The sequence below is a fragment of the Parashewanella curva genome, from assembly GCF_003675895.1.
Classification (GTDB): domain Bacteria; phylum Pseudomonadota; class Gammaproteobacteria; order Enterobacterales; family Shewanellaceae; genus Parashewanella; species Parashewanella curva.
In genome coordinates, this window is sequence record NZ_ML014808.1 from 1 (window position 1) to 26,764 (window position 26,764).

Below are 26,764 nucleotides of genomic sequence, written 5' to 3' on the forward strand. Positions count from 1 at the left end.
TGGCAAAATCGACTTTGAGCAAGACCTACATCGATTTAAGTATGAAGGAATGTTAGACGAAAACATTCAGGTTTACAGTGCCGTTGTCCATTCCGTTTGCTTAGAAAGAGAAATCAAAGTGGCAATGCTGATTTGTAATAGAGGTAGTAACGTTGCACGTATATTGTTGTTTTCGAGTGATACCAAATTGGATGCAATGACTTTGATTACTTATTACAAAGCTCGTTTTCAAATTGAATTTGTGTTTCGAGATGCGAAACAATTTACTGGACTCATGGATTGCCAAGCTCGCAAGAAGGAAGCGATACATACCCATATTAATGCATCATTCACTGCACTAAATGTACTGAAATTTGAAGATGCCATGAGTAAAGGGTGTCACTCTGAATCTGTAATATCGATAGCAAGTTGGAGACGACGTAAGTTCAATCAATACTTGATGAAAATCATTTTTGATAAGTTAGATATCGACCCGAGTAACGAAAAAGTATCTCAGGTCATAAGCGAGCTAGAAGAGTTCGGGGTGATTGCGGCATAAAACTGTCCGCAGTATTGATAATTAAAGCTTGGGTTTATTCATTTCTCACTATTTTTTATCTTCTTATTCAGTAGATATACAGTCAAAACATATAACGTGTATCAGTGTACTTAACACTATGTTTTGGAGAGTAAATATGGCAACTACCCAACCCGTGATTGAGCAAAGACCACATCCTCCTTTGGCTCGTACTAAGGCAATTGCCCCCTCGACACAGACTATAACTTTCCAAACCAACACCACAAATTCGCCACTTTTTTCAGTTGTCGCTAGTGAAACTCCATCAGGAAATACAGAGTTTCACTTAATACCTGTAAGTGAAGGCGTTACTCTTGTTAAAGAATCACCACTCACAAAAATTTTAAAAGACATAGAAAAATACGCCGAAGATAAAAGAGACGACTTAGAAAAAATGGTTAACAATAATCAGGCACTTTTAAAAGGAAGAAAAAAACATTGGAAAAATTTTGAAATTCATGAGTTTTTTATTAAATGCAATTTCAAGGAAAAAGATATCCACTTAAAGTTCGTGTTCAAGCCTATCTTTGGCGAGAAAGCATTTTTTCATCAATTATTTGCTGCTGATAATTTCACAGACGACCTCGCTCATGACGACATTAAAGATGCAGATCTTTTAATGAATTTAATCTTAAGACAGTTAGAGCCAATTAGCACTTTGGAGTATTTACTAAGAACATCAAAAAAGCACGGCGTAAATGCTTTTCATGACCATCAAACTTTTTTTATGTTTTCCGCCCCAAAAGCACTCCCGTTCTCTGGCACTCAAAAAGGTGATAACCAGCAATTTCAACATTTTCATTTTGGTTCTAGCGGTGTACCTCAATTAAGTGCTTACCCTGTAACGCCTAAAAATACAAATACCATTTCATTACAAGCCGTTACCGATCAGTCTCATATTCCTAGCCTTACTTCCCAAGTTTCCTCACCAAGCATCGCTGAGCACCCCAGAGCTCCCCAAAATGATAAGGACATAATTCCAGGGGGCTATGTATATGACTCAACAGAGGAACCAAAAGTGCTTTCAACATTTAAGCAACCAAATCAAACTAGGAGTTCTACTGATACCTAACTCGTCCAGTTCCCATTCCACCATCTCGTCGTAATTACCGAAAAAGAAAAAAGTTGCCCAATGGACAACCTTTTTTAAAATCACTAAATACGATGAGTAAATTAGTAACCTTTAACCCCTGTCATATTTGGTAAATGGTGCGCAATACCTTTATGACAATCAATACAAGTCTTCTCACCACTAGCAAGTGAAGTTGAGTGCGCTTCTGCTGCTCTTGGCGCTTGGCGAGTGAAATCCATGTAGTCGAAGTTATGGCAGTTACGACATTCTAGTGAGTCGTTCGCTTTTAACCTCGCCCATTCATGCTCGGCAAGCTCTCGACGTTTCGCTTCGAACTTTTCACGAGTATTAATGGTGCCAAAGATCTTACCCCAAACCTCTTTAGAAGCCTGCATTTTACGAGCAATCTTATTCGTCCATTCATGTGGAACGTGACAATCTGGACAAGTTGCTCTCACACCACTGCGGTTACTGAAGTGAATAGTACCTTGCAATTCTTCATACACGTTGGCTTCCATTTCATGACAACTAATACAGAACTCTTCCGTATTGGTTGCTTCAAGGGCAGTGTTAAAACCACCCCAGAAGATAATGCCCGCTAAAAAGCCACCAATGGTTAGAAAGCCTAAACTATAGTGAACACTTGGTTTAGCCAGTACTCGCCAAACCTGTTTCAGTTTATCCATCATAGTGCCTCCTAGTGCTCTGCACTTTTCTTGGCTTCAGCCGCTTCTAGCAACTTATCAACATCAATAAACACGTTTGGCACTAACGGCTTAGCTTCGTCTTGTGCAACATGACATTGAGTACAGAAGTAACGACGTGGCGATACTTGTGCTAAGAAGTGGTTTTCACGTGTCATATAGTGAGTCACACTGACCATAGGTGCTTTAGACTCTTTGATACGACTACGATCATGACAGCTTAAGCACTGGTTTACCTTAAGGTTTACCTGATACTTTCTCACTTTATGAGGCACCACTGGCGCTTGAGTCGGGAACGCACGACCAAAAGTACCTTTGTGATCCACTTCGTTTTTTAACGGTGGTGGTGTTGGCTCACTAGTGATTGCTGTCCCACGCAAAGTAGCAAAATCATCTTCGTGGATTACTTTATCCGCAGCAGTGGCTAGAAAAGCAGAGCTAGTTAATGCTAACAGTGCGGCCATTTTTACGACGTTTTGTTTAACTGTTTTCATAACTTGCTCCTTATGCCTTGTACACTTTAACTGCACATTTCTTAAAGTCAGTCTGCTTAGACAGTGGATCAGTAGCATCTAGTGTTACTTTGTTGATCAATTGGCTAGCATCAAAGAAAGGTACATACACTAGACCTACAGGAGGCTTGTTACGTCCACGAGTTTCAACACGAGTACGAACTTGACCACGACGTGATTCAACAATCACTTCATCACCACGGCGCAAACCTTTTTCTCTCGCATCTTTTGGATGCATGAAACAAACCGCGTTTGGAACCGCTTTAAACAGCTCTGGTACACGCTGAGTCATAGACCCTGTATGCCAATGCTCAAGTACACGACCAGTACATAACCACATTGGGAACTCTTCGTCTGGAGATTCTGCAGGTGGCTCGTAAGGTAGAGCGAAGATAACTGCACGACCATCTGGCTTACCGTAGAACTCAAAACCTTTGCCCGGGGTTACATATGGATCCGAACCTTCACGGAAGCGCCATAGCGTTTCTTTACCATCAACAACCGGCCAACGTAGACCGTGTACTTCATGGTAAGTATCAAATGGTGCTAAATCATGAGCATGACCGCGACCAAACTGTGCGTACTCTTCAAACAACCCTTTTTGAACATAGAAACCAAATGCTTCAGACTCTTCATTGTCATAGCCTTCTGCCATATCAGACAATGGGTACTTGTTCACTTCACCGTTTGCATAAAGCACGTCGAATAAAGTCTTACCTTTATATTCTGGATTCGCTTCTAGTACATCTTTTGGCCATACTTCGTCAGTAGTGAAGCGCTTAGAGAACTCCATGGTTTGCCATAAATCAGACTTAGCTTCTCCCGGTGCTTTCACCATTTGATGCCAGAACTGGGTACGACGCTCTGCGTTACCGTATGCACCTTCTTTCTCAACCCACATAGCTGTTGGAAGCACTAAGTCAGCCGCTTGAGTAGAAACCGTTGGGTATGGGTCTGAAACCACAATGAAGTTTTCAGGATTACGCCAGCCTGGAAGAATTTCTTCGTTGACGTTAGGGCCTGCTTGCATGTTGTTGGTTACTTGAGTCCAGTAACAGTTCAAGTCACCATCTTTCAACTTACGGCTTTGAAGAACAGCATGGAAACCAGGTTTTGCAGGAATAATACCGCTTGGGATCTTCCAGTATTTTTCTGCAATGGCACGGTGCTTAGGATTCTTAACCACCATGTCTGCTGGTAGACGGTGAGCAAACGTACCCACCTCACGTGCAGTACCACAAGCTGATGGTTGACCCGTTAGCGAGAATGGGCTGTTACCCGGAGTTGCAATCTTACCAGTCAATAAGTGGATGTTATAAAGCAGGTTGTTACACCAAACACCACGAGTATGCTGGTTAGCACCCATAGTCCAGAAAGAAGTCACTTTCAGTTTAGGGTCGGCATACCATTTAGCGATTTCAATCAGTTTCTCTGCTGGAACACCAGAAAGCTTCTCTGCTTTCTCAACAGTGTATTCAGACACAAACTTCTTGAATTCATCAAAATCGATTGGAGAAGATGCACCCGCTTTGTCGGCATTTTTCGCTTTCATTTGGGTAGGATGGTTAGGACGTAAACCATAACCAATATCTGTCATACCCTTACGGAAGTTAACGTGCTTCTTCACAAAGTCCCAGTTCACTGCATCGTTTTGAATGATGTAGTTAGCAATAAAGTTAAGGATTGCTAGGTCAGTTTGTGGAGTGAACACCATTGGCACGTCAGCAAGGTCGAAAGAACGATGCTTATAAGTAGACAGAACACCAATACGAACATGTGGCGCACTTAAGCGACGGTCTGTCACACGAGTCCAAAGAATTGGGTGCATTTCTGCCATGTTTGAGCCCCACAACACAAAGCGATCTGCTGCTTCCATATCGTTGTAGCAACCCATTGGCTCATCGATACCAAAGGTACGCATGAAACCACCTACCGCAGACGCCATACAGTGACGAGCGTTAGGATCAATGTTGTTAGAACCAAAACCCGCTTTCATCAGTTTTACAGCCGCGTAGCCTTCCCAGACTGTCCACTGACCAGAACCGAACATACCCACGGCAGTTGGGCCTTTTTTCTTAATGGTTTCTTTCCATTTTTCTGCCATGATGTCGAAAGCGCTGTCCCAAGAAATTGGGGTAAACTCACCATTTTTGTCGAATTTACCATCGGTCATACGAAGCATTGGCGAGGTTAAACGGTCTTTGCCGTACATGATTTTTGAAAGGAAGTAACCTTTAACACAGTTTAAACCGCGGTTTACTTCACAATCTGGGTCACCTTGGGTAGCAACCACTTTGCCGTCTTTACGGGCAACCATAACTGAACAGCCAGTACCACAAAAACGGCATGGTGCTTTGTTCCAGTCAAGTTTGGTTTGCTCTGAACTTGTTATGAGATTGCTTGCAGTTGCAGGTAATGCTAAACCGGCAACGCCAGCCGCAGCCGCTACGGCATTCGCTTTCATAAACTCACGTCTATTCATTTTCATATCTCGCCCTCGTCGAGCACTTCACTTTGGTGGTAAACCATGGAGGTTGATATAACGCCATCCAGTGCGTTAATTTCATCAATCTTATCCATAATTTCGCGGCGACCTGCTCCCTCTAGAACCACCACTAATTTAACTTCGTTGTTTACCGACAGCTCAGCATTCTCAACAGCCATAATGGCCTTACGAACGTCAGACATATGTTCTGGCTTAACTTGTACTACCAAGCTGGTTACGTGAAGTTCTTTGCTCATTTTTACACTCAATAAAAGGTTATTTTTCTAGTTTGTCGTTTTTAATTAACTCGTGGGTGGTCCCATCAAAATTTGGCTCATCCATATTAAAAAGCCGTATCCACCAACAATTAAAATTGACAGAAGTGGGGCTAAAAATACGGTTAAAAACACGAACATTTTTAGTTCCACCTTCTTCTCATCGCTCGAAGCATTACTCATGTATCCTCCTTGCGGATATTGTCGATAAGTAGTGTCAACTGAACATTGCCAGCTGATGTGCTAATAATAACTGGCAACAAAATGAAGCTATACCCGTTACAGCTGTTAAATTCGTGAATAGGTTGATCCAGATCATTCAAAATGAAAACTTAATGACGTGATAAACAGGTAGAAATAAAAACGAAGAATGCTTGAGCAGATGCACTTATGATCTAGATCAATTTTTACATTTAAAATTAACTAGTTAAAAACTTTGATTTAAATCAAAACAGTTGATTTCCCTCAATATTTGAACAGCAAAAATAGAGCGAAAACCCTATTTTAAGCACACTTAACTTGAGGGATAATTTGATTATTTTTAAACAAGAATGAAAGTAGTTTTCAATGACAGATTTAACATACTTGAGAGATTTTCAGGTTGCCTGAAAGAGCAACCTGAAATAAAGAAAACCATTAATAAAAATTAAGATTCACATTCGAGGCCAGACAGTTCTAACACCTTGGTTTCATCACCATCAAAACTCAATTGATTGGCTTTTTTCCAATAAGCCTGCACCCCTCCTTTTCCTTGCTTATCATGAGATTGAACCAATTGTTGTCGTTGCTCAACAAAATCATACAATGGTACTCCCATTCCACAAGACGATTGAGTTTTATCAATATCTAATACAAAAACTTGTCGTGTTCCAGTAAAGGTTGGAAATAGCGCTTGATACATCTTCCAGTCACTATCTCCCTGATGCAATACCCTTGCTTTACCGTACAACCGCAGAATTAAAGGGCTCCCTTCAAAAGCACAAAACATAATTGTCATTCTTGGATTTTGCTGAACGTGAGCAGATGTTTCGTTGCCACTACCCGTTAAATTTAACCAGGCCACTTGATGTTCGTTTATGATTCTAAAAGCATCTAATCCTTTAGGAGATAGGTTTACAGTGCCTTCATTTGCTGCCGTAGCTACAAAAAACATCTTTTGCTTCAAGATAAAGTCTTGTTGATGAGTAGTGATCGACTCAAATATTTTGCCCATTTTACATCCTTATTTTTATCGAATTCTTTTGATTGCAGTCCATTAATCATGTTTTAAACTTTCTTGTAAAAAACTACTTGTTTGGCTAGATTCTTACTCTTTGTTTTAAAAAATATTTCTTTCAATGTCAAATCCACTTGCGCCTTTAACGCCGCATGACAGAACAGCGATTGTCGGTATTGATTTTGTAGCAGTACCTGAAAACGCTCACACAATGGTAGTAAGAGTACGTGGCGAGGATCTTTTTAGCCAAAAATATCGCTTTTCATTTGATGGCGATAGTTTGATATTGACAAAAATTGCTAAATTCCATGCCCTACAATCTGATACAAGCCGCGGGTTAGGCACACAAACTTATCCGAGTGAAAACATGCGTCCATCTTTACTCACTGCCCTCACCAACCCTAGTTTACCTGTAAAGGTGTTGCATCATGAATTAGGCGTAATTTCAGATGCTGAGAAAAAATGGTTAGTCGTTTCATTATCAGAACGAAAAATAGAAGAATTAGTACTTCATATACTCCCTTCAATACTGCAAGCACAAGGAACAATCAACCTAGATAATTCTATTTTGTTACAACTTCCCCCCAAGGTTGTAGCAAGAACACTAGCTGCTCAACATCCTGATGTGCAAAGAAGAGTATTAGTAAACTGTGAAATCTCAGCTGAGCACCAAGCCGCTAGACTAGAAATTATTATTAACTATCCTGTCGGTACTCCACTAACGTTTATCTTGGAAGTTGATGAAGACAAAATGATAAGTATCCTTTCACCGAAATTAGATGAAATTAGTGGTTGGCCTTACCCTTGTCATGACTTCAACAATTACAATGCTTTTTTGAAACGATTACCTAAAGAGCAATTATGCATAATCATAGGTTGTATGTCGCCAATAAGCCTCTCTCAGCTACTATTGAGCTTCTCATTGGACGAAGCTTGTATTTTAATCTCTTACCTTGAACCTAGAAAAGTAGCCGATTTTTTGGTGTCAGCTACTTATTTTACGAAATACCCAAAGTCAGCAGCAATCACTGAAAGAGCAAACTGGTGGTCAACAGGTGAGCAACTTATTGAGTTTGAAGACCGATCTAGTTGTTACAAAGTCAATGACGTGAAAACTAAAGCGAACAAATTAGAATCTGACTTATTTCCTACACAAACTTACAGTACACATCAATTAATAATCAGATTGAAACAAAGGGACCCTCAACAATTAAAGGAAGCCATTACTGTACTATCTAAAGAAGAATCAAAATTTTTAATTAATATGGGAGTTCAGCTTGATTCACAGCCATCGGAACAGATAGCTTACTTTCAAATGCTATCTACTATGCTACTGCTGGTAAAAGATTACCCAAACTGTCACTTTACTCGTTATAGCTTTGACGATAATCATAGGCATGCAAGCCAAATTGTTTGTCACATGAACAATGATGAAATATTTCATCTAATTAAATTGGTAACACTTAAAGAAGCACTTCGAGCTATTTTTTACTTGTCGTTCTTAAGACGAGCAAATTTCATATACTCTGAGCATGGTAAAGAGTTTATTAACACCATAATCACTCAATGGCTCCAAAATGAATGCCGCCCATTTCATAACCATAAAATATTAGCGACAGCCATAAGTGAGCTTGGCTGGCAAGAAACAGGGATTGCGAGCTGGTTTCTTTATTATTTACCCCAAGCTTATACAGCAAGAGTTATTCGCTATCTTAAGCCCGTTCTAGTGAAACAAGCCGTTTATTTTTTATATCACAATATGAGGGGCGACAGTGATAGCTCTGAATTAGATATCCCATTGTGCCGAGTCGCCCTCGAAAATATAGACAAAAGACTACTCTTGCAAGGCAGCCCTATATCCAGTGACGGCCTTCCCATAGACTCAGAGAAGACTTTACAAACACCATCAGAGTTACCTACGACTGTTGAATCTTCTTGCTTGCAACCAAGCTTCCCCGAAGCTTCTGCAGTTACAGTCGCGGAATCAAGCATCGCACATCCCTCAAAAAATGTGGAAGCTTCAATAAACACTCAAAGTAAAGCCGAGGCAGTACCTCGCGGCGAGGTGAAAACCGCAGATACTGCTTTAAAATCGACTCGATATGTCGTTCAAGCAAGAGTCACAGATAAAAATAGAAGTGCGGAAGATTTCTATGATTCTCAGTCAATCGAAGAATCTACTGTGCTGGTTTCTGAAAAATCACTAGTACGAAATACACAAAAACAGAAGATAAATAATAAATTTAAGCAAATGAAAACTCTAAAGGACTACCAAAGGCAAAAAAAATCGGATGAAGATTACTTTGTAGAATTAGCAAATAAGTTACCACCAGAAGCACTTAAATATTTAGTACAAATCAAGCCCAGTAGCTTATCATTGTTCCATCCAAGTCTTATAACAAGGCTACCTCCATTAGCTGTGGAGTGTATATTTGACCATACTGAAAATGCTCCAGCCCTATGGTGTACATTACTTGTTGGAAATTTCAGCCAAGAATTATTCGACCAGTTTCAACAGCTACACTTTAAAAAGCGCTTAAAGGTCAACCGCCTACTAACTGAAAGTCAATGGTTATCCGTGGCCAAAAAGTTATCTGAATCTCAGCTACCATTCTGGGTTGATTTTCGTTCTGAATTACAAACCTTATTTTTTAATGGACAGTTTGCAAACAGCACAACTAAACTTACCCGATATCTTCGTGTTTGTGATCCCCAACAGTTTTCCGCCATTTTGGAATCAATCGCTGCAGAACAAATTAGCGCAAGCTTAGCTGCTCTGCCCCCCGCAAGAGCGGCTGACTTGCTCATTGAAGCATCTACACACAGAAAAACCTCGATTATTTTATTCTTTTTATACAGGAGCTCTAAAGAGAACTTGTCTTTAATTATTCAGAGTACTCCAGATAAATATGTTATTGAAAGGATTAAAATAAAACGAAATAGTGAAGGCCAAAAGTCGCCCATTAAATATGAGATAAAGTTTCATGGTATACGCCAAAAATTAACAAAAAATTTCGAGATGATACAACACCTTGATAAGTTGAGAACTAGCTGGATTATGCCCGGAGATGATAGTAAAGGAACGGCTTCAACATCGCCAAAAAGTTTTGTTCGTTTAGCCTTCCTCTTTGGTCAAGAGAAAAGACATAACCGTGTAACCAAAATAATTCGACGTAACTTTTTTGCTCTTCGGACTAGGTTGCTAGATATTCAGCTAGCAGCACCTAGAAGAAGAGTAAATGTACTTCAATCTACAGAAAACTATGGGCAATCTACACAAAACCATGTTCAATATTATGACGATAGACTCAAACTCTATCCTATTTTAAGGTCACCCAAACTAGACTCACAACTCGATGTTAGTGAAATTCCTCCAGGTCGATTTAAAACACCTTACAGCATGGATGAGAACTTCATTAGCTTTACTATGACACATGCCGAAAGTCAGGGCTATGAGTTCATTATGAGTAAGGAGTATTCAGAATTAATGATGCAGATGTTGGATGAATTAAAGCGAATGATGCCTGAAAAAACATTTAGAGGTCGTACAATACAACCAGGGCTTCAAGGTTTGGTTCCTGTGGCAGGTTGTCTGATTGCAGCTAGAGGTGGACCATCATTAACAAGATATTTAGCTGGAAAAACTGGTGTACCTCACGAATTGAATATCTTGATTTTAAAAAAATTGTGTGAAGACTTATCATTTTGTCACCAAGGCGATTTCTATTTCAGAGATATAAAGCCTGACAATATCTTGATTGCTGAATTTGCCGATCATGCCACCACTAGCCAACAAAGGCATGAACTACCACAACTCTATTCAGTAGATCTCAGTGATATGTGTCTACTTAATCCAGATCCAGAGGGCGAACATTTCTCTATTGTAGATATGGATGCTAATACTGGTACTGAAGCATTCATGACCTCTGAAATACTAGAACTGAAAAAAGGTACAACAGAGTATGCTGAACTAGCGTTGGCCTTAAGAGCTGCCGACAACTATGCAATGTTTTTAACTATTTTCTATACTATTTCAGCCAAAGCAAGAAAAGTGATTATTCGCCCATGCGATTACCCACAAGATAGCCCATTCTACATTGCAGACGATAATGGTGTAAGCATGCGAAAATTCGGAATTTTGCATCCGAATAGTACGCCTGCTGATGATATAGATGTATTACTAGACTTGATTGAAGATTATGTAGCCGAAGAGTTTAAAGGTGATGTTAGACTATTTTTAACTAACCCTACGCTTTATGACTTCGACCATACCATTGATGAAGTAATGATTTGGAACAGAGATTTAGATAAACATTATCAAGCCAATATTCAACAGACTGAAGAAATTATATCTGATATAACCGACATACCTTCAACAACCTGTGATGCATCCCTAAAAGCTAATAGTAACGAAGCATTACCAAACGAGGACTCAAAGGCTTTTAGTACTACAAAATCCCTTTCAATATAGTTTTCGTAAATAACTATCACGTAATACATTAAACTCTTTTAAATTTTCATTGAGTTATCTATGATTTACATCCAAACTTTACACTAGGCAAGGAAAAAGGTTTGGATAGTGACTTTACCTACAACACCAGCCCTAGCAATTGAAAGTTCCAACTTAGAAACAATCAAAAAAACGGATTACTCTCGACTTGAACGACAGCAAACTATCGAGTTGAAGCTAACAAAACAAAAAGGGCTAGAGCACCGTAAATACTGCATAAAGGTATCGGAAAATAGAATAGTGTTAGAAGGGTTTCATAAAAAAAACGCTTCACGAGCTGACTGCACCTTATACATTGGTTCTGAAAACCCTATGACAAGTATTTTGTTTGAAGCGTTGGCAGCTCCATTTATGCCACCATCGGTTGTTCGAAAACAACTCGAAACTTTGCCAGTAGAACATCAAAAACAAATCATTAAAAATGTGCCCAAACCCAAAGCCATGAAAGTCCTAAAGTCCATGTTGGAGGACAACAAACTATCGGCTTTAGAGATGCTTCAAATGTTTCCTTTTGATGCTTGTTGCGCGATGGTTTCAGAGGTTAACCATCAACAGTTAAATAGGCTACTTTCAGCATATATCCGAACTAACAACCATCAATTAGAACAAGTCTTACCCTATTTTCCTAATATGGTATGCGTCCCTTTTATTAACCAATTGAGTGACGCTGAGCTACAAAACTACTTTATAAAGCTCACCCTAGCTTCAGAGGACAAACTAAACTCACGGTCAAAAATACATGTACGCAAGCATCTAAATCATCTTACTTCCGAAAAAAGGCTTAGTCTTTTCTGTTCATGCTCACCTTCAGTAGCTATGGAACTTATAAAGTATCTATCTGCAAACAACAAAAAGGCAACAATTACTCAATTACCCCCAGAAAATGTGGCTAGGGTATTAGTTTGCTGCTTGCATCTTGATACATCATTAAGAGTTTCGATTGAAGGCGAACAGTCACCATGGTGGATACAAGAGTGTGCCCATCTAATCTATAGTGACAGGGTTGAACTGAAACCCACTGAAAAAACACGCCCTCCAATTAACGGTCAAAGAACATCTTATGGTGACTTTAATGAATTTATCACCTTATTAAACAATCACGATAAAAAGCAACTTACTTCGGTTTATCACTGCTTCACAACTGAAGAACTTGCCTTATTGATACAATTAGAGGAACATCCAGCAACCCATTGTTTAACCGAAGTTCAGTTGCCAACTCACCCACAATATACACAACTACGAAATGCTTATCCTGTAATAAAAAGCTTGTATGAATTTGGTCAGCACCGTGAAGTTTTTTATTTTGCCGAAGAGTGTACTCCGCAAAAAGTGTTAATGAGATTAAGTCAGCTAAGCGGAAAATCACTACACACGCTTTTAGATGAACCTCAAGTAGAGTTACTTTTTACTCAATATCTTGTTCCTGCTGTGATGCAAAATGAGAATAGCGATGCATTAATTAATGATCTTATTATGCTTATGCAAGACAGTGAAATTGAGTTACAGGGTTATCTTTTTCATTATATTATCGATAGTCTTCCAGATGAGGCTTTAACTAAATTAAACAACAAATCCATAATCAACGGACTTACATTTAGCTTTATAGCGCTAACCCCTGTCGAACAACAACTTCCCCAAATACTTAAACTGTTTCCTATACTACCTGCAGAGTGCAAAACCAAGTTGTGCGTATTCTGGCACTCCAAGATGCCCCCTATCACTCAAGAACAGCTGACTTCTCTTTCTAGTGAACATTTAAATATTTGGTTTGAAATATTTAAGTGTTTAGATCGCCAACAACAACTTCAAACTATTCGTAACCTGCCAAATGATACTTGGCTAAAGACGGCACAAAAAATACCAGTTGAACAATTACATCTTTGGATTGATTTTGATAGTGAATTGCAGACACGTTATTGGCTCTCACGCCCCAATAGGTTAAGCATTTCTGAACTGATGTACACTCTAAGTCCTCAACATAAGCGCACATTATTTCATAATATCCCTATCCCTGACTTAATTGACGCCATTAGCCACTTGCCAGTAGAAGTTAGAATAGAAGTGTTTACCTTTGCGGAATTTCACCCAAAAGTACCTCTATTGATTGAAGAGTGGGAAAAAATAGACCAATCGAGTTTAATGGAAACATTAAAATTCAGCGAAGATCCAGAGAACGCCTCTAAGCTTTTGCAAAGTAAGTCTTATGAAGCGCTTGCATTCAGTTTGGCTTCAACAAACTCTAAATCAAGGGCTAATATTATCCCAAGATATTTTAGAAAATATCAATTGAGAAGAAACGCAAAATTTGAAGAAAAAAGATCTTCTGTCGTCATCATGACTAATCCTCGCCATAAGCTGGCTTACTGGCATACCAAAGACAGCATAATTCCGCCACTACGAAAGCCTGATGGTGCTACTGAGCAAACACCAGCCAGAAACACCCTTAAAGGTGCTTCTAAAACAGCCCAAAGCTTTGATGAATCATTTATTAAATTCAAAGTAACTGAAATATCAAAAAATGGTCAAACAACAATGGTCAATCCTTGGGAAGTTGAGGAAAACCAAAGAATTCTTGGAGCATTAATTGGTGATGCAAAAAAAATGCATAGAGAGTTACCGACTATCTCACCAGGGTTGCAAGGACAATACATCACTCACGTACCAGATGGAACGATTGTTCCATACAGTACATTAATAGCAGCTAGAGGTGGGCTTAGCCTAACCGCAGTCACTAAACCTAAAAACTCGCAACCTACTAAGGTTAATGTCCATTGTTTTCAGCAGCTATGCGCAGATATTGCTACGTCCCATCAACTTGGATATTTTTATCGAGATATTAAGCCAGATAATATTTTGTATGCAGAATATGCGGACTCTCAAATGCGAGTTCGACATCATAGACCTCAACTCCATCAGATTGACTTAAGTACCTTATGTTGGGCACCTGTTACAGGTGATCCTGAGCAGAGTCACAAAAAAAGTTTTCCACTGGAAGAAGCAACAGGTACCCCTAGCCATTTCACACAAGGAATAATAGTGTCAAAAACAGAGGCAGATCGTCAGGGACTGCAAATGGCGGACAACTATGCCTTATTATTGACAATATTAGAAAGTGTGAGCATTGATTTTAATAGAATCGAAAAAGTCCCCAGCTCATTTGACTCAAAAGTTGATCCAGGATATGCCAAACAACGAGCTAAAGGCGATGTTAGTGACGCATTTGAATTTGGAATACTACATGAAACAAGTTCTCCGCCACGCAACCGTGACATTATAGAAGCGGCCGTCGAAAAATATGTTCTAGCAGAACATCAAGAAGCCGTAAAAGCATTCCTAATAGATCCAGTCAGATTTCCTTTGGTGGAGGCTTTAGTCGATATAATGGATTGGGAAGTAGATGACAGAGAGTTTTTAGAATAAGAATGGGCGATACATCATCAAAATAGCTCTCCCTGATTGGCAAGGTCAACTGCCTTGCCAAAACTATTCTGCTCAACGATATATCGCCCTAAAACTAGCTTTTAGAAGCTTAAGCGTGGTTTTCAGCTAGGTATAACCAAGTATCAATCACGGTATCTGGGTTCAGAGATACAGTGTCAATGCCTTGTTCTACCAACCATGCTGCAAAGTCAGGGTGATCTGATGGTCCTTGACCACAGATACCAACATAAGCGCCCTTCTTCTTAGCTGCCTGAATTGCCATTGCTAGAAGTTTCTTAACCGCAGGGTCACGCTCATCAAACAAGTGGCTGATAATACCTGAATCACGGTCTAGACCTAATGACAGCTGAGTTAAGTCGTTTGAGCCGATAGAGAAGCCATCAAAGTACTCTAAGAACTGTTCCGCTAATAGTGCGTTTGATGGTAGCTCACACATCATAATGACACGTAATCCATCTTTACCGCGCTCTAAGCCTTGCTCTTTAAGTAGCTCAATGACTTGTGCCGCTTCATCAAGAGTACGAACGAATGGGATCATGATTTCTACATTCTTAAGACCCATCTCGTTACGAACACGCTTGATAGCTTCACACTCAAGTGCAAAACAATCGCGGAATGATTCAGAAATATAACGACTCGCACCACGGAAGCCCAACATTGGGTTTTCTTCTTCTGGCTCATAATGCTCGCCACCAACAAGGTTTGCGTATTCGTTTGACTTAAAGTCAGACATACGAACAATCACCTTCTTAGGATGGAATGCCGCACCGATAGTTGCGATACCTTCAACTAAGCGAGCAACATAATATTCAACAGGTGATTCGTAACCCGCAATCATCTCATGGATTTCTTGCTGTAGTTCAGCATCTTGTTTATCAAACTCAAGCAATGCTTTAGGGTGAATACCAATCATACGGTTGATGATGAACTCCAGACGCGCTAGACCAACACCTTCGTGTGGCAAGCGAGCAAAATCAAATGCACGATCTGGGTTACCCACGTTCATCATAATTTTCATTGGAAGTTCAGGCAGAGTATCAACACGGTTAGTTACCACTTCAAACTCTTGTTGACCTTGGTAGATATAACCAGAATCACCTTCGGCACAAGAAACGGTAACTTCTTGACCTGTCTTAACGATGTCAGTCACATCACCACAACCTACAACCGCTGGAACACCTAGCTCACGAGCAATAATCGCTGCGTGACAAGTACGGCCACCACGGTTTGTTACAATTGCGCTTGCACGCTTCATGATTGGCTCCCAATCTGGGTCAGTCATGTCTGTAACTAATACATCGCCTTCTTGGATTTGATCCATTTCATCAAGCGACTTAAGCACTTTAGCAACACCAGTACCAATCTTATGTCCAATCGCACGGCCTTCGCTTAATAGCTCACCGCGAGTTTTTAGGTGGTAACGTTCAATTAATTGTACATCTTCACGGCTACGAACAGTTTCTGGACGTGCTTGAACAATGTAAAGCTTGCCATCGTTACCGTCTTTCGCCCACTCGATGTCCATAGGACGACCGTAGTGTTTTTCAATGATCATCGCTTGCTTAGCAAGCTCCATGACTTCTTCATCAGAAACTGAGAATTGACGACGATTTTCAGCCGCTACATCTTCAATCTTAACTTGTTTACCATGACTAGAGTCGTCAGAGTAAACCATTTGAATTAGCTTACTGCCAATGTTGCGACGAACAACGGCTTTGTGACCTGCTGTAAGCGTTGGTTTGTGAACATAGAACTCGTCAGGGTTTACTGCGCCTTGCACCACCATTTCACCTAAACCAAATGAAGAGGTAATGAATACAACGTCGTTGTTTCCTGACTCAGTATCCATGGTGAACATAACACCTGAAGCCGCTTTATCTGAACGCACCATACGCTGAATACCAGCAGAAAGTGCTACACCACGGTGGTCATAACCTTGGTGAACACGATAAGAAATTGCGCGATCGTTAAATAAAGAAGCAAATACGTGCTTGATAGCCACAAGAACAGAATCATAGCCTTTAACGTTTAAGAAGGTTTCTTGCTGACCAGCAAAAGAAGCGTCTGGCATATCTTCAGCCGTTGCTGATGAACGAACAGCGAATGAAGCGTCTTGAGTTTCAGATGATAGCTTGTCATAAGCTTCACGAATAGCTTGCTCTAATTCTGGTTGAAATGGGGTTTCGATTACCCATTGTCTGATCTGTGCGCCAACTTTAGCAAGTTGATTAACATCATCTACATCCAATGTATCTAAGATTTCATAAATCTTCTGATTAACTCCACTTTGTTCAAGAAATTCATTAAACGCATGTGAAGTAGTTGCAAAGCCTCCAGGAACCTGAACACCAGCATTAGATAAGTTGCTGATCATCTCGCCAAGAGATGCATTTTTACCGCCAACAGTGTTGACGTCGCCCATGCCTAATTCTTGATACCAGAGTACATATTGTTGCACAGTTCTATCTCCGTGTGTGTGAAATACTGATTCTGATAAGAGTTTTAAACTGTAACACTTTCAACTTGGTTTTCACCCACTCAAAGGGTGCTTTATACGGTTAAAAACCTTTACACTAAGTTCATCTTGAAACACTCAAAAACAAACTAAGTATTTACAGGTGGTTAAAGTAAAACTTCTATCAGAATAAGTATCTAGCTCTTCACAGAATCGCAACGGCATTTTACACTCCGACATAAGAGTCGTAAACGTATAATTTCATTTGTAATTTTATTACCACAAGAGGTAGTTATGGTACCAAAGGTATTCTTTATTTCAGACGGAACAGCAATCACTGCAGAGGTATTTGGGCATGCGGTACTGTCACAATTCCCCATTGAATTTGAACAAGTTACAATTCCTTTTGTGGAAACGATAAAAAAAGCAGAAGAGGTTACTAAACAAATAAATGATAGTTTTATTACAACAGGCGTACAGCCTTTAGTCTTCCATTCCATCGTAAAACAAGAAATCCGAGATATTATTACAGCGTCCGAGGGAGCGAATTATGATTTCTTAAATACCTTTGTTGCGCCACTTGAAGAACAATTAGGGATAAAGGCGGCACCTAAAGTACACAGAACCCATGGGAAAACCAATGGCGCTTATGAAAACCGAATCCAAGCCATCAACTTTTCTCTTGATAATGATGATGGTCAAACAATGAAGCACATGGATGAAGCCGACATTATCCTTTTAGGTGTTTCTCGTTGTGGCAAAACACCATCGAGCCTTTACCTGTCAATGCAATTCGGTATCAAAGCCGCCAACTACCCTTTTGTTGAAGATGACATGGATAACCTCAAGCTCCCTGAAGCCTTGAAGCGTAACAAAAAGAAGCTATTTGGCTTAACAATCGACCCAATGCGCTTACATGAAATTAGACAAGGTCGGATGCAAAACAGTAGATACTCATCTTTAAGACAGTGCCGAATTGAAGTAAAAGAAGTCGAAATGCTTTATAAGAAGGAACGCATACCTTTTATAAGTACTACCAATCATTCAGTTGAAGAAATTTCAGCCAAAATCCTTGATATTACAGGGTTAGAAAGACATATGTTTTAACCTCAGAGAGTTCTGCAATAGCATATATTCAACCTTTGCTCATTGCAGAATTTTCCTTCTGCACATTGATTTTTTTACACCTTATCTTTCAGCTCATTAGTTTCATGAGTATCATGAGCTTTTACCACAGCCAGCCCTTGCTCTTGTTCAACAATGGGGGCATCATTTTTATCAACCAGAATGTATTCTGAGTCAAATATTGCCCCCATTTCTTGCTCTATTTTTTTCAATTCTTTTTCACGTTTAAGCTATGTCAACACGTGAACAGCTTCATCATATTCTTCTTTGAGGTCTGAATCCTTTATTCTATCTAAATACTGCCAAGTCTCTAGTTCGCCCCATTTTTTGATTAAAATATCTAGATCCTCCTTCTCTAGAGTGCCTTCCCAATTAAGCTAAACATGATATACTTACGACCAGTTGAAGCATTCCGCAAAACGTGCATTTGAGCCTTTCATATCTGGTCGCTATCCTTCTGAAATGTTTAAGCTTGAGAAACAACCTTTCCATTAAGTTTCTTTCTTTGTAGATTTCTCGGTCATAATCCCTCAAAACCTTCCTATTTTTTCTCGGTGGGATAACAGCTTCAGCTTCTAAATTATTTTCGATAAAGCTTACAATTTCATCTGAGTCATATCCTCTGTCAGATAAAACATGTTCAGGCTTAAAGCCTTCATCAACGCAGTAGCTTGAGAAAACTCTGAAATGTTGCCTGCGGTTACAATGAATCTTATCGGGTTACCAAGTCCATCGACAGCAGCGTGAATTTTTGTTGTTAGCCCACCTCTTGAGTGCCCTACTGCCTCTAATTCTTGGTTGTTTTTTGGGGGGAACCATGCTGATGTACTTTGACTATCGAACCATCCATCATCAAATATTCAAGATCCATATCCTTTAAAAGTTCAGCAAAAATTGCTGACCAGATATTCTTATGGCACCATCTATTGAAGCGGTTATAAACTTGATGTCAATGCCCAAATTCATCTGGTAAGTCACGCCAAGGTGAACCTGTTCTTGCAATCCAAAGTACCGCTTCTAAGAACTCACGGTTATCTTGAGCCGTAACACCACAATCTGAATCTTTCCCTGACAATAAATCTTTGACTCGTTCCCACTGGTCATCTCCGAGTATTTGACGTTTCATAGCGAAAGTAAAAATCCCTTACAACCATAAATCAAAGAACTATGGTGGTTCTAGTTTAATTGGGAACTCTAGTAACCCCTATGAAATAAACAATGATTAATCGATTGTTAATTATATATTTACGTTACCTCTCGTATTATGTGAGAACTTATTTGCTCAATAAAGGCATCTGCATGAGTGCTGTTAGCCCCCTCATTTCTTCGTTATCGAATTCACCTGAAATACGCATAATTACTTTTGGGAAAAATTGTGGTATTTGTGTACCGAAAGGAATTGCCTGCACTATAAATGAGGTCGACTGTGAACAATTCCTAGATTGCAATGTGAATAAGCTTTCTGTTGAATTCTCTGATGGCAGAAAAATGAATTTTAATGTCAGCATAGCGCCAGAGCAAAATAATATAGGCTGCTTTTTAAGAGATACTAAATTCCAAGTTGCCGTTAAGGTAGATACCAAGAGTGCTTGTTTGAGAACTCAAGGCTCCGGCTACTTACCATTAGCAAATAAAACAGAACAAACATTATCGGATGAATTTACCTCAGCACTGAACAAAGGAACAGTGTTACGTTCGAAAATATGGAGAGTTAGCCATCCTGCATTGCAAAAAGGTGTATATGCACAATGCCCCCCTTTAGCGAATAAAAATAAAAGAGGACTAGCAAAAGCTTGTACTGTCGCTGCAGAGTTAATTTGCAGCATGCCAACATGTATATCCAATAGACTACTAAATTCTAGAATCAATAGCAGATATCAACGGTTCAACTAAGGCACCCAAGTTTTAAACAAACTAGAAACCTCTGCAAGTCTTCTGTATTGTGATCTGGGAGATTCAGAAGCAATTTTGTCGCATATAGATTTTGCTTTTATCAAATTAAACCAAAGGGAACGCGGTTTGGGGATACTACTATAGAACTCACGAGCGTGAAAACGGTGCTATATACCGTACTGCTGATGTAATGAGAATTAGATCAAGAAAGGATATTCGTAAGTGCAGATTTTTTGTCGTGTTACCTAAAGGAAGCCCTAGAATGGAATCTCTTCGAGCTCATATATACTCGTGATACTTGAAGATGCAACTTTTAGGGCTTATTCAGCGTTGCATTATTCGCGGCGTGAAAGTGCAGAACTAGCTGGCTAATTTAAGCTTTCACAACAAAGAAGAATCAACGCTGACCAAAGCCCTATTAGGGTGTGGAACGACAGTTTTGTATGTCGAGCGAAGCGTATCAAAGCCCACATAGTGCGAGTTTAGTTACAACTGGTCAACAGTAAAAAAGCCAGACCAGATCTGGCCTTTTTACCTACGTCTTTTGAACTCTATGGATGACAAACGTTATGCAATTCCAAGTTTGTTCCAAGGTCATTGTTGCGATTCGCTTTCGCATCATCACTGCGTAGCTTAGTTAGGTGATCTAAATAAGTTTGATCTACACCTGGAGTTACATAGTGACCGTCAAAAACAGAAGTTTCAAACTCTTGAATATCCGGGTTTTCCATTTTGACAGCTTCAACTAAATCCCCTAAATTCTGGAAGATCATTCCATCAGCACCAATCATTTTTGCAATCTCTTGAACATCACGGCCGTAAGCAATTAACTCACTTGAACTTGGCATATCGATACCGTAAACATTAGGGAAACGAATTTCTGGTGCGGCTGAAGCAAAATACACTTTCTTTGCACCTGCTTCCCGTGCCATTTCAATGATCTGCTCAGAAGTCGTTCCACGAACAATAGAATCATCAACTAACAATACATTTTTGCCTTTAAATTCTGCGCTGATCGCATTCAATTTGCGTCGTACTGATTTTTTGCGCTCTTGCTGACCCGGCATAATAAAAGTACGACCAATGTATCGGTTTTTCACAAAGCCTTGGCGATAAGGCAGACCTAAGTGATTAGAAATTTCTACCGCGATATCACATGAAGTTTCAGGAATTGGGATCACCACATCAATGTCTTGATCTTCCCATTCAGCTTTAATTTTTTCAGCCAACTTAGTGCCCATATTGATGCGGCTTGAATAAACAGAGGCTTTATCAATGGTGGAGTCAGGGCGTGCAAAATAAACAAATTCAAAGATACAAGGAATACGTTTAGGCTCATCAGAACACTGTCGACTATGCAGATTACCCTCTAAATCAACATAGATAGCTTCACCCGGCTCAACGTCACGGACCACTTTAAAGCCAACTGCATCTAACGCTACGGTTTCAGAAGCAACCATATATTCGGTACCATGTTCAGTTTCATTTTTACCAAGCACTAGAGGGCGAATACCGTAAGGATCACGAAATGCCACTAGCCCTTGTCCAATGATCATAGCAACGGTTGCATACGCACCATTCACTTGACGATGAACTTGACGGATAGCACTAAATACTTCATCAGGAGTCAATGACAAACCACTCACATGCTGTAACTCATCAGCTAACAGATTGAGTAATATCTCCGAATCAGAAGTAGTGTTAATGTGACGACGCTTTAAGGCTAAACGTTCTAACAGCTCTTTGGTGTTTATCAAATTGCCGTTATGAGCAAGAGAAATACCAAATGGCGAGTTTACATAGAAAGGTTGAGCTTCAGAAGCACTGGAGCTACCCGCCGTTGGGTAGCGCACATGGCCAATACCTGCATTACCTTGCAGGCGTTGCATATGCTTAGTTTCAAAAACATCCTTAACTAAACCGTTAGCCTTACGTAACCTAAAAGATCCTTGATCAACAGTTACAATGCCTGCCGCATCTTGACCTCTATGCTGCAAAACAGTCAATGCATCATAGATGGTTTGGTTTACCGCTGACTGACCAACAATTCCGACAATACCACACATGGGTAATATTCCTCATTTTTAAGATATTCTAATACAACAAAGCTTCAGCAATACACAAGCCACAAGGTAAGCGCATTGTCTGAAGCATTATGTTACTCAAGCCATTTTCATCCAGAGACATTGAGTAAAGGTATTTCATTATTATTTGGGTACAAAGCTTGACGTTGTTTCCAAGTAGTTAAAAAACCATTGGATCACAACACCGAATTCTGGAATTAATTTTGACGCCTTCCACCACTCCGAATTGGGAGCTCCTGTGAACGCATCGAGAAAAAATAGTATCGCACTCACCACTAATGCCCCTCGAATAGCACCAAAGCAAACTCCGAGCACTCTATCTGTCCCACTGAGTCCAGTTTTAGACACAAGTTGCCCGAGAACGTAATTGAGTAACGCACCGAGAATTAGAGTTGTGATAAAGAGAATGGCGATTGCGACACCATTTCGAAGAAGCTTATCTTGTAGTTGAGTTAAAAAAACAGCGAGGTCTTGATAAAATTGGCTGGCAATGAAAAAAGCTGCAAACCAAACCACCAGCGACATGGCTTCCTTAGCGAAGCCTCGAATAAGGCTAATTATGGTCGATAATCCGATAATGCCAATAATGGCGTAATCGATCCAAAGCATTGAAATATAGTCCTGAAGAGATTCATCTAACGGCAAGATCTTAGCAAAACTGCAACAATTTCTCACCCCTGTGAATACAAATTAATTGTATGAATATTAAATAACTGAATTTATTTACTGACTAATTGGGTCATAATTTACGATCCGACCTTTCATCTGAGTAAACTCATGCAGCTTTTGCTGTGTTTGCGCTAATTTTGTTTTTGAGATGTCCGGTCCAACATAAACTCGAGTTAACTGTTTATTCTTCGGCACCTTTGGAACACTGTATGCCCTAAATCCTTGTTTTCGTAATCGCTGAACTAAGGCATTGGCATTTTTAGCGTTGTTAAAACTACCAAGTTGAATCGTATAAGCCACTGAGTTTGTAAGAGTGGGTTGTTGGATATCAGGCACAGATGGTTGTGACTTTACCTTTGCCTGATTGTCTTGCTTTGGTTGAGGCTGCTCTGTATTCGATTCCAAACTTTCAGTATTCTTAGAATCATTAACCTGTTCATTCGATGATGCAGATGCTGACTCAATATCAGGATTATAGTTAGGTTGGACATCAACCACTAATGGTTGTTGCAAATCCCCACTGAATTCCGGTCTTAAAGGAATTTCAGAAAAGTTTTCTTCTTGCCTTTTATCTTTACCATCGAGCATATCTGGCAAAAAGATAACTCCTAATGCGACAACTACTATGGTACCAACTAAACGATTCTGAAATTGATTCGACACGATTTATCCTTGTTTCGTTAGGGAGCTAAAACGTCCATCAAGATTTAATTTGTAAAACTCAGCTACAGTGTAAAATGAGCCAAACACAATTACCACATCTTCATCACACGCTTGTTGAGATATTGTCTGCCAAGCATCTGCCATATTCGAAAACACCATTGCTTTTTCCGGCTGTGAGACACAATTCAGCAACTCGTTTGCACTTGCAGAGCGCTCAGTTGGTAAAGGAATGAAGTTCCACTGCTGAATTCTAGCATCAAGCTCTTTAATGACGGCACAGGTGTCCTTATCACGAAGCATTCCGCAAATTGCATGTATTCTTCGCTTTTGATATTGCTTTAAGCGATCAGATAAGTAACGAGCGGCTTGAGGATTATGACCAACATCTAACAGCACAATAGGTTTATCCATCACCTGCTCTAATCGCCCTGCTACTCTTGCACTGGAGATCCCTTGCTTTATCACTACATGATCAATATTTGGAAATGCTTGCTCAATAATGGCTACGCATGTTGCAGCATTAGGTAACGGTAATTGCGGTAGTGGAATGTCGTTAATTTGAGATTCACCCAAAAAATCCCAAGCATTTTTTTTAGCTTGATAAGAAAAATCACCACCAACAAAACGAGCATTTACCCGCTGTTCAAACAGTCTTTGTTTTACTTTTTCAGGTACATCAGGCTCACCGACAACGGCTAATTTATTAGGACGACACACGCCAATCTTCTCTAAACCAACAGATTCACGAGTATCACCTAAGTACTCTTGATGATCCAAGTCAATCGTTGTAATTGCAGCAATATCGGCATCGATAATGTTTGTCGCATCTAATCGCCCACCTAGACCAACTTCCAAAATCACAATATCCGGGCCTCGGATTTTGAATACTAATAACCCTGCTAAGGTTGTATATTCAAAGAAAGAAAGACTTACCTTTTCTTTTGCTATTTCAATTTGTTGAAAAGCCGCTAATAATTCTTCGTCAGAAACAAATTCACGATTAAATCGAATACGCTCATTAAACCGAAGTAAGTGAGGAGAACAATATACTCCCACTGAATATCCTGCTTTTAACAAGATACTTTCAAGCATGGCACAGGTGCTTCCTTTGCCATTTGTTCCAGCAACTGTAATCACTTTTGCATTCGGAAAAGTTAAGACGTCCAGTTTTTGAGCTACTTGAGTTATTCGAGTTAACCCCATATCTATTTCAACTGGATGTTGAGCCAAAATATAGTCTAACCACTCTGATAAGGGTGAGGACTGCGTAATATCTGTCATGTTCAATCTGCTAAAAAAAGTGGACCAAGTGTCGGTTTTGGCAAGCCTATTGATTCTGGGTACGTAACATCAATAAGGTATAACCCTCCCGCTTTGGCTGTAGGTGCTGCTTGGTTTCGATCTTTAAGTGCAAGAAGAGTCGCCATCCAATCCAACGGCTGATTACCTAACCCTATCTCAATGAGAGATCCTACAATATTTCGAACCATGTGGTGTAAAAATGCATTTGCTGCAATATCAACAATGACATAGTTACCCTGACGAGTTACTCTAACATGATGGACATTACGAAATGGCGTATTTGATTGGCACTGAATGGCTCTAAAGCTGGTAAAGTCTTGCTCACCTAGCAATGCCTGCGCCGCTTGATGCATCTTTTTTTCATCAATATCGCCATGATAGTGGCTGACACCATGACGTAAAATTCCTGGGCGTAGCTTATGGTTATAGATAATGTACCGATAACGCCTTGCTGTGGCTGAAAAGCGAGCGTGAAAGTCCTCATCAACTTCTTTAGCCCAGCGTACAGCAATGTTATCTGGTAAGTTAGCATTAACGCCCATGCTCCATGCTTTTAACGGACGCTCTGCATTCGTATCAAAATGAACAACCTGCCCTGTCCCATGCACTCCAGCATCTGTGCGTCCTGCACACTGTAATTCAATGGTTTCATTGGCAATGAATGATAAAGCCTTTTCAAGCTGAGCCTGAACCGAATCGACTTCTTTTTGCCTTTGCCATCCAAAGTAAGCACTACCATCGTACTCTACACCTAGTGCTATTCGCATAATTTTCCATGATAAATCTTCAATATTGCCGGGCATTTTATACCAAAAAAAACGGCAATACATGAGTATTGCCGTTTTCAGGTAATAAAATCAAGATTACAAGTTATCTATTAACTCTTGTGCTTCACTCTGCTGGCGTTGGTTACCCTCAGTTTGAACTTCTTGCAGCAAAGCTTTGGCACTGTCTTTATCTTCTATTTCGATATACGCTCGAGCAAGATCAAGTTTGGCATTGATCGCATTTTCAGCATCATCTACATCTACCATTGATTTATCTTCCATCAGATCGTCCATTCCTTGGTCAAAACCTAAATCAATATCTTTATACGGCTCAACTTCACTGGCTTGTTCATCAGCTTCATTAAGCAATTTTTCGATATCAATGAAACCATTCTCTTGCTGAAATTCTGATAAGGCACTGTCAGCAATACCCGTAGGCTCTGATGAAGCAGATGTTTCTATAGAGATTTCGCTATCACCATCTAAAGCGGCAAGAGCTTCATCTACTGTCATTTGATCACCTTCAAATGATGGTTCTATATCGGCTGGTAATTCAAAATCCGCTTCAACTGTGGCCTCTGGTTCTAACTCAACTTCATTTAAAGGGGCCGGTACTAAATCAGCTTCAAAGCTTGATTCGCTTCCTGTTGTAGGAGAAACACCAAACTCTGACATTAAGGAGTCTAAATCATCAACAGGTTCTGCTTCCGGTAACTCAGATGCTTGTACTTGTTGGTTTTTAGGCTCAACAGATGAGGTATCTGATACCATCTGAGTCAACTCATCTAATGTTTCACCAAACTCTTCTGTAAGTTCTTCTGCGGCCGCCTCACCAATATTATGCGACTGTGGAGCCGGTTCTATCTCTACTGGCTCTGGCTCTGGCTCTGGCTCTGGCTCTGGCTCTAGCTCTGGCTCTGGCTCTGGCTCTGGCTCTGGCTCTGGCTCTGGCTCTGGCTCTGGCTCTGGCTCTGGCTCTGGCTCTGGCTCTGGCTCTGGCTCTGGCTCTGGCTCTGGCTCTGGCTCTGGCTCTGG

22 protein-coding genes are annotated in these 26,764 nt (G+C 40.1%); 6 read left to right on the forward strand and 16 right to left on the reverse strand.

The genetic code is table 11. The annotated features are described in order from the left end of the window. Positions 1 to 538 (forward strand): transposase (locus D5018_RS15860; RefSeq protein WP_165905083.1); only part of this gene is annotated, 538 nt, incomplete at its 5' end. Positions 539 to 674: 136 nt separating this feature from the next. Further along, a complete protein-coding gene (locus tag D5018_RS15865) occupies positions 675 to 1,628 on the forward strand; it encodes a hypothetical protein (RefSeq protein ID WP_121839979.1) in 954 nt (317 codons plus the stop codon). 101 nt (positions 1,629 to 1,729) lie between these two features. Here D5018_RS15865 and D5018_RS15870 read toward each other — a convergent pair whose 3' ends face one another. The 6 genes from D5018_RS15870 to D5018_RS15895 all read right to left on the reverse strand — a co-directional run bounded on the left by D5018_RS15870 (position 1,730) and on the right by D5018_RS15895 (position 6,817). Beyond that, positions 1,730 to 2,317, reverse strand: a complete 588-nt coding sequence (locus D5018_RS15870; protein WP_121839980.1) for a cytochrome c3 family protein — start codon at positions 2,315 to 2,317, stop codon at positions 1,730 to 1,732. Between the two features lie 8 nt (positions 2,318 to 2,325). Further along, the gene (locus D5018_RS15875; RefSeq protein WP_121839981.1) at positions 2,326 to 2,826 is read right to left on the reverse strand and encodes a nitrate reductase cytochrome c-type subunit; all 501 of its coding nucleotides are present in this window, start codon (positions 2,824 to 2,826) and stop codon (positions 2,326 to 2,328) included. A gap of 10 nt (positions 2,827 to 2,836) precedes the next feature. Further along, a complete protein-coding gene (napA, locus tag D5018_RS15880) occupies positions 2,837 to 5,326 on the reverse strand; it encodes a nitrate reductase catalytic subunit NapA (RefSeq protein ID WP_121839994.1) in 2,490 nt (829 codons plus the stop codon). A gap of 2 nt (positions 5,327 to 5,328) precedes the next feature. After that, positions 5,329 to 5,586 (reverse strand): chaperone NapD, encoded by a 258-nt coding sequence (locus D5018_RS15885; protein ID WP_121839982.1) that lies wholly within the window; start codon positions 5,584 to 5,586, stop codon positions 5,329 to 5,331. A 45-nt stretch (positions 5,587 to 5,631) separates the two neighbouring features. Then, positions 5,632 to 5,787, reverse strand: coding sequence for a periplasmic nitrate reductase, NapE protein (gene napE, locus D5018_RS15890; RefSeq protein ID WP_121839983.1), 156 nt, complete (start codon positions 5,785 to 5,787; stop codon positions 5,632 to 5,634). 463 nt (positions 5,788 to 6,250) lie between these two features. Continuing rightward, on the reverse strand, positions 6,251 to 6,817 hold the full coding sequence (locus D5018_RS15895; protein ID WP_121839984.1) for a pyridoxamine 5'-phosphate oxidase family protein: 567 nt from the start codon (positions 6,815 to 6,817) through the stop codon (positions 6,251 to 6,253). Positions 6,818 to 6,941: 124 nt separating this feature from the next. Between D5018_RS15895 and D5018_RS15900 the strand changes: the two genes are divergently transcribed. Further along, on the forward strand, positions 6,942 to 11,291 hold the full coding sequence (locus tag D5018_RS15900; protein WP_121839985.1) for a serine/threonine-protein kinase: 4,350 nt from the start codon (positions 6,942 to 6,944) through the stop codon (positions 11,289 to 11,291). 108 nt (positions 11,292 to 11,399) lie between these two features. Continuing rightward, on the forward strand, positions 11,400 to 14,750 hold the full coding sequence (locus tag D5018_RS15905) for a protein kinase family protein (RefSeq protein WP_121839986.1): 3,351 nt from the start codon (positions 11,400 to 11,402) through the stop codon (positions 14,748 to 14,750). Positions 14,751 to 14,859: 109 nt separating this feature from the next. On the opposite strand, the gene ppsA is transcribed toward D5018_RS15905, so the two are convergent. Beyond that, on the reverse strand, positions 14,860 to 17,229 hold the full coding sequence (gene ppsA, locus D5018_RS15910) for a phosphoenolpyruvate synthase (protein WP_121839987.1): 2,370 nt from the start codon (positions 17,227 to 17,229) through the stop codon (positions 14,860 to 14,862). A gap of 291 nt (positions 17,230 to 17,520) precedes the next feature. Here ppsA and ppsR point away from each other — a divergent pair, with 291 nt between their 5' ends. Next, positions 17,521 to 18,333 (forward strand): posphoenolpyruvate synthetase regulatory kinase/phosphorylase PpsR, encoded by an 813-nt coding sequence (gene ppsR, locus D5018_RS15915; protein WP_121839988.1) that lies wholly within the window; start codon positions 17,521 to 17,523, stop codon positions 18,331 to 18,333. A gap of 74 nt (positions 18,334 to 18,407) precedes the next feature. On the opposite strand, the gene D5018_RS21740 is transcribed toward ppsR, so the two are convergent. The 3 genes from D5018_RS21740 to D5018_RS22035 form a co-directional block, all read right to left on the reverse strand. After that, on the reverse strand, positions 18,408 to 18,563 hold the full coding sequence (locus D5018_RS21740) for a hypothetical protein (protein WP_165905084.1): 156 nt from the start codon (positions 18,561 to 18,563) through the stop codon (positions 18,408 to 18,410). Positions 18,564 to 18,723: 160 nt separating this feature from the next. Beyond that, positions 18,724 to 19,062 (reverse strand): transposase, encoded by a 339-nt coding sequence (locus D5018_RS22425; protein WP_207819337.1) that lies wholly within the window; start codon positions 19,060 to 19,062, stop codon positions 18,724 to 18,726. Positions 19,063 to 19,300: 238 nt separating this feature from the next. Beyond that, complete coding sequence (locus tag D5018_RS22035) at positions 19,301 to 19,477, reverse strand: transposase (protein WP_207819335.1); 177 nt, start codon at positions 19,475 to 19,477, stop codon at positions 19,301 to 19,303. A gap of 173 nt (positions 19,478 to 19,650) precedes the next feature. On the opposite strand from D5018_RS22035, the gene D5018_RS15925 reads away from it, so the two are divergent. Further along, on the forward strand, positions 19,651 to 20,244 hold the full coding sequence (locus D5018_RS15925; RefSeq protein WP_121839989.1) for a hypothetical protein: 594 nt from the start codon (positions 19,651 to 19,653) through the stop codon (positions 20,242 to 20,244). A gap of 551 nt (positions 20,245 to 20,795) precedes the next feature. Here the strand turns inward: D5018_RS15925 and purF are convergent. The 6 genes from purF to D5018_RS15955 all read right to left on the reverse strand — a co-directional run. Beyond that, positions 20,796 to 22,310, reverse strand: a complete 1,515-nt coding sequence (gene purF, locus D5018_RS15930; protein WP_121839990.1) for an amidophosphoribosyltransferase — start codon at positions 22,308 to 22,310, stop codon at positions 20,796 to 20,798. A gap of 141 nt (positions 22,311 to 22,451) precedes the next feature. Beyond that, positions 22,452 to 22,937, reverse strand: a complete 486-nt coding sequence (locus D5018_RS15935) for a CvpA family protein (protein WP_121839991.1) — start codon at positions 22,935 to 22,937, stop codon at positions 22,452 to 22,454. A gap of 114 nt (positions 22,938 to 23,051) precedes the next feature. Next, the gene (locus D5018_RS15940) at positions 23,052 to 23,660 is read right to left on the reverse strand and encodes an SPOR domain-containing protein (RefSeq protein WP_121839992.1); all 609 of its coding nucleotides are present in this window, start codon (positions 23,658 to 23,660) and stop codon (positions 23,052 to 23,054) included. A gap of 3 nt (positions 23,661 to 23,663) precedes the next feature. Beyond that, entirely contained in the window at positions 23,664 to 24,941 is a 1,278-nt protein-coding gene (gene folC, locus D5018_RS15945) for a bifunctional tetrahydrofolate synthase/dihydrofolate synthase (protein ID WP_121839993.1), read from the reverse strand. Positions 24,942 to 24,943: 2 nt separating this feature from the next. Then, positions 24,944 to 25,729, reverse strand: coding sequence for a tRNA pseudouridine(38-40) synthase TruA (gene truA / locus D5018_RS15950; RefSeq protein ID WP_121839995.1), 786 nt, complete (start codon positions 25,727 to 25,729; stop codon positions 24,944 to 24,946). Between the two features lie 96 nt (positions 25,730 to 25,825). Continuing rightward, positions 25,826 to 26,764, reverse strand: a 939-nt coding sequence (locus D5018_RS15955; protein ID WP_279386888.1) for a FimV/HubP family polar landmark protein, incomplete at its 5' end; no start/stop codon positions are given.

Coding starts and splice junctions, on each gene's coding strand:
- D5018_RS15865 (WP_121839979.1), top strand. CDS start 675: ATGGCAACTACCCAACCCGTGATTGAGCAAAGACCACATCCTCCTTTG.
- D5018_RS22035 (WP_207819335.1), bottom strand. CDS start 19,477: ATGAAACGTCAAATACTCGGAGATGACCAGTGGGAACGAGTCAAAGAT.
- D5018_RS15870 (WP_121839980.1), bottom strand. CDS start 2,317: ATGATGGATAAACTGAAACAGGTTTGGCGAGTACTGGCTAAACCAAGT.
- D5018_RS15925 (WP_121839989.1), top strand. CDS start 19,651: ATGAGTGCTGTTAGCCCCCTCATTTCTTCGTTATCGAATTCACCTGAA.
- D5018_RS15875 (WP_121839981.1), bottom strand. CDS start 2,826: ATGAAAACAGTTAAACAAAACGTCGTAAAAATGGCCGCACTGTTAGCA.
- purF (WP_121839990.1), bottom strand. CDS start 22,310: ATGTGTGGTATTGTCGGAATTGTTGGTCAGTCAGCGGTAAACCAAACC.
- truA (WP_121839995.1), bottom strand. CDS start 25,729: ATGCGAATAGCACTAGGTGTAGAGTACGATGGTAGTGCTTACTTTGGA.
- D5018_RS15885 (WP_121839982.1), bottom strand. CDS start 5,586: ATGAGCAAAGAACTTCACGTAACCAGCTTGGTAGTACAAGTTAAGCCA.
- napA (WP_121839994.1), bottom strand. CDS start 5,326: ATGAATAGACGTGAGTTTATGAAAGCGAATGCCGTAGCGGCTGCGGCT.
- folC (WP_121839993.1), bottom strand. CDS start 24,941: ATGACAGATATTACGCAGTCCTCACCCTTATCAGAGTGGTTAGACTAT.
- D5018_RS15900 (WP_121839985.1), top strand. CDS start 6,942: ATGTCAAATCCACTTGCGCCTTTAACGCCGCATGACAGAACAGCGATT.
- D5018_RS15895 (WP_121839984.1), bottom strand. CDS start 6,817: ATGGGCAAAATATTTGAGTCGATCACTACTCATCAACAAGACTTTATC.
- D5018_RS15935 (WP_121839991.1), bottom strand. CDS start 22,937: ATGCTTTGGATCGATTACGCCATTATTGGCATTATCGGATTATCGACC.
- ppsR (WP_121839988.1), top strand. CDS start 17,521: ATGGTACCAAAGGTATTCTTTATTTCAGACGGAACAGCAATCACTGCA.
- napE (WP_121839983.1), bottom strand. CDS start 5,787: ATGAGTAATGCTTCGAGCGATGAGAAGAAGGTGGAACTAAAAATGTTC.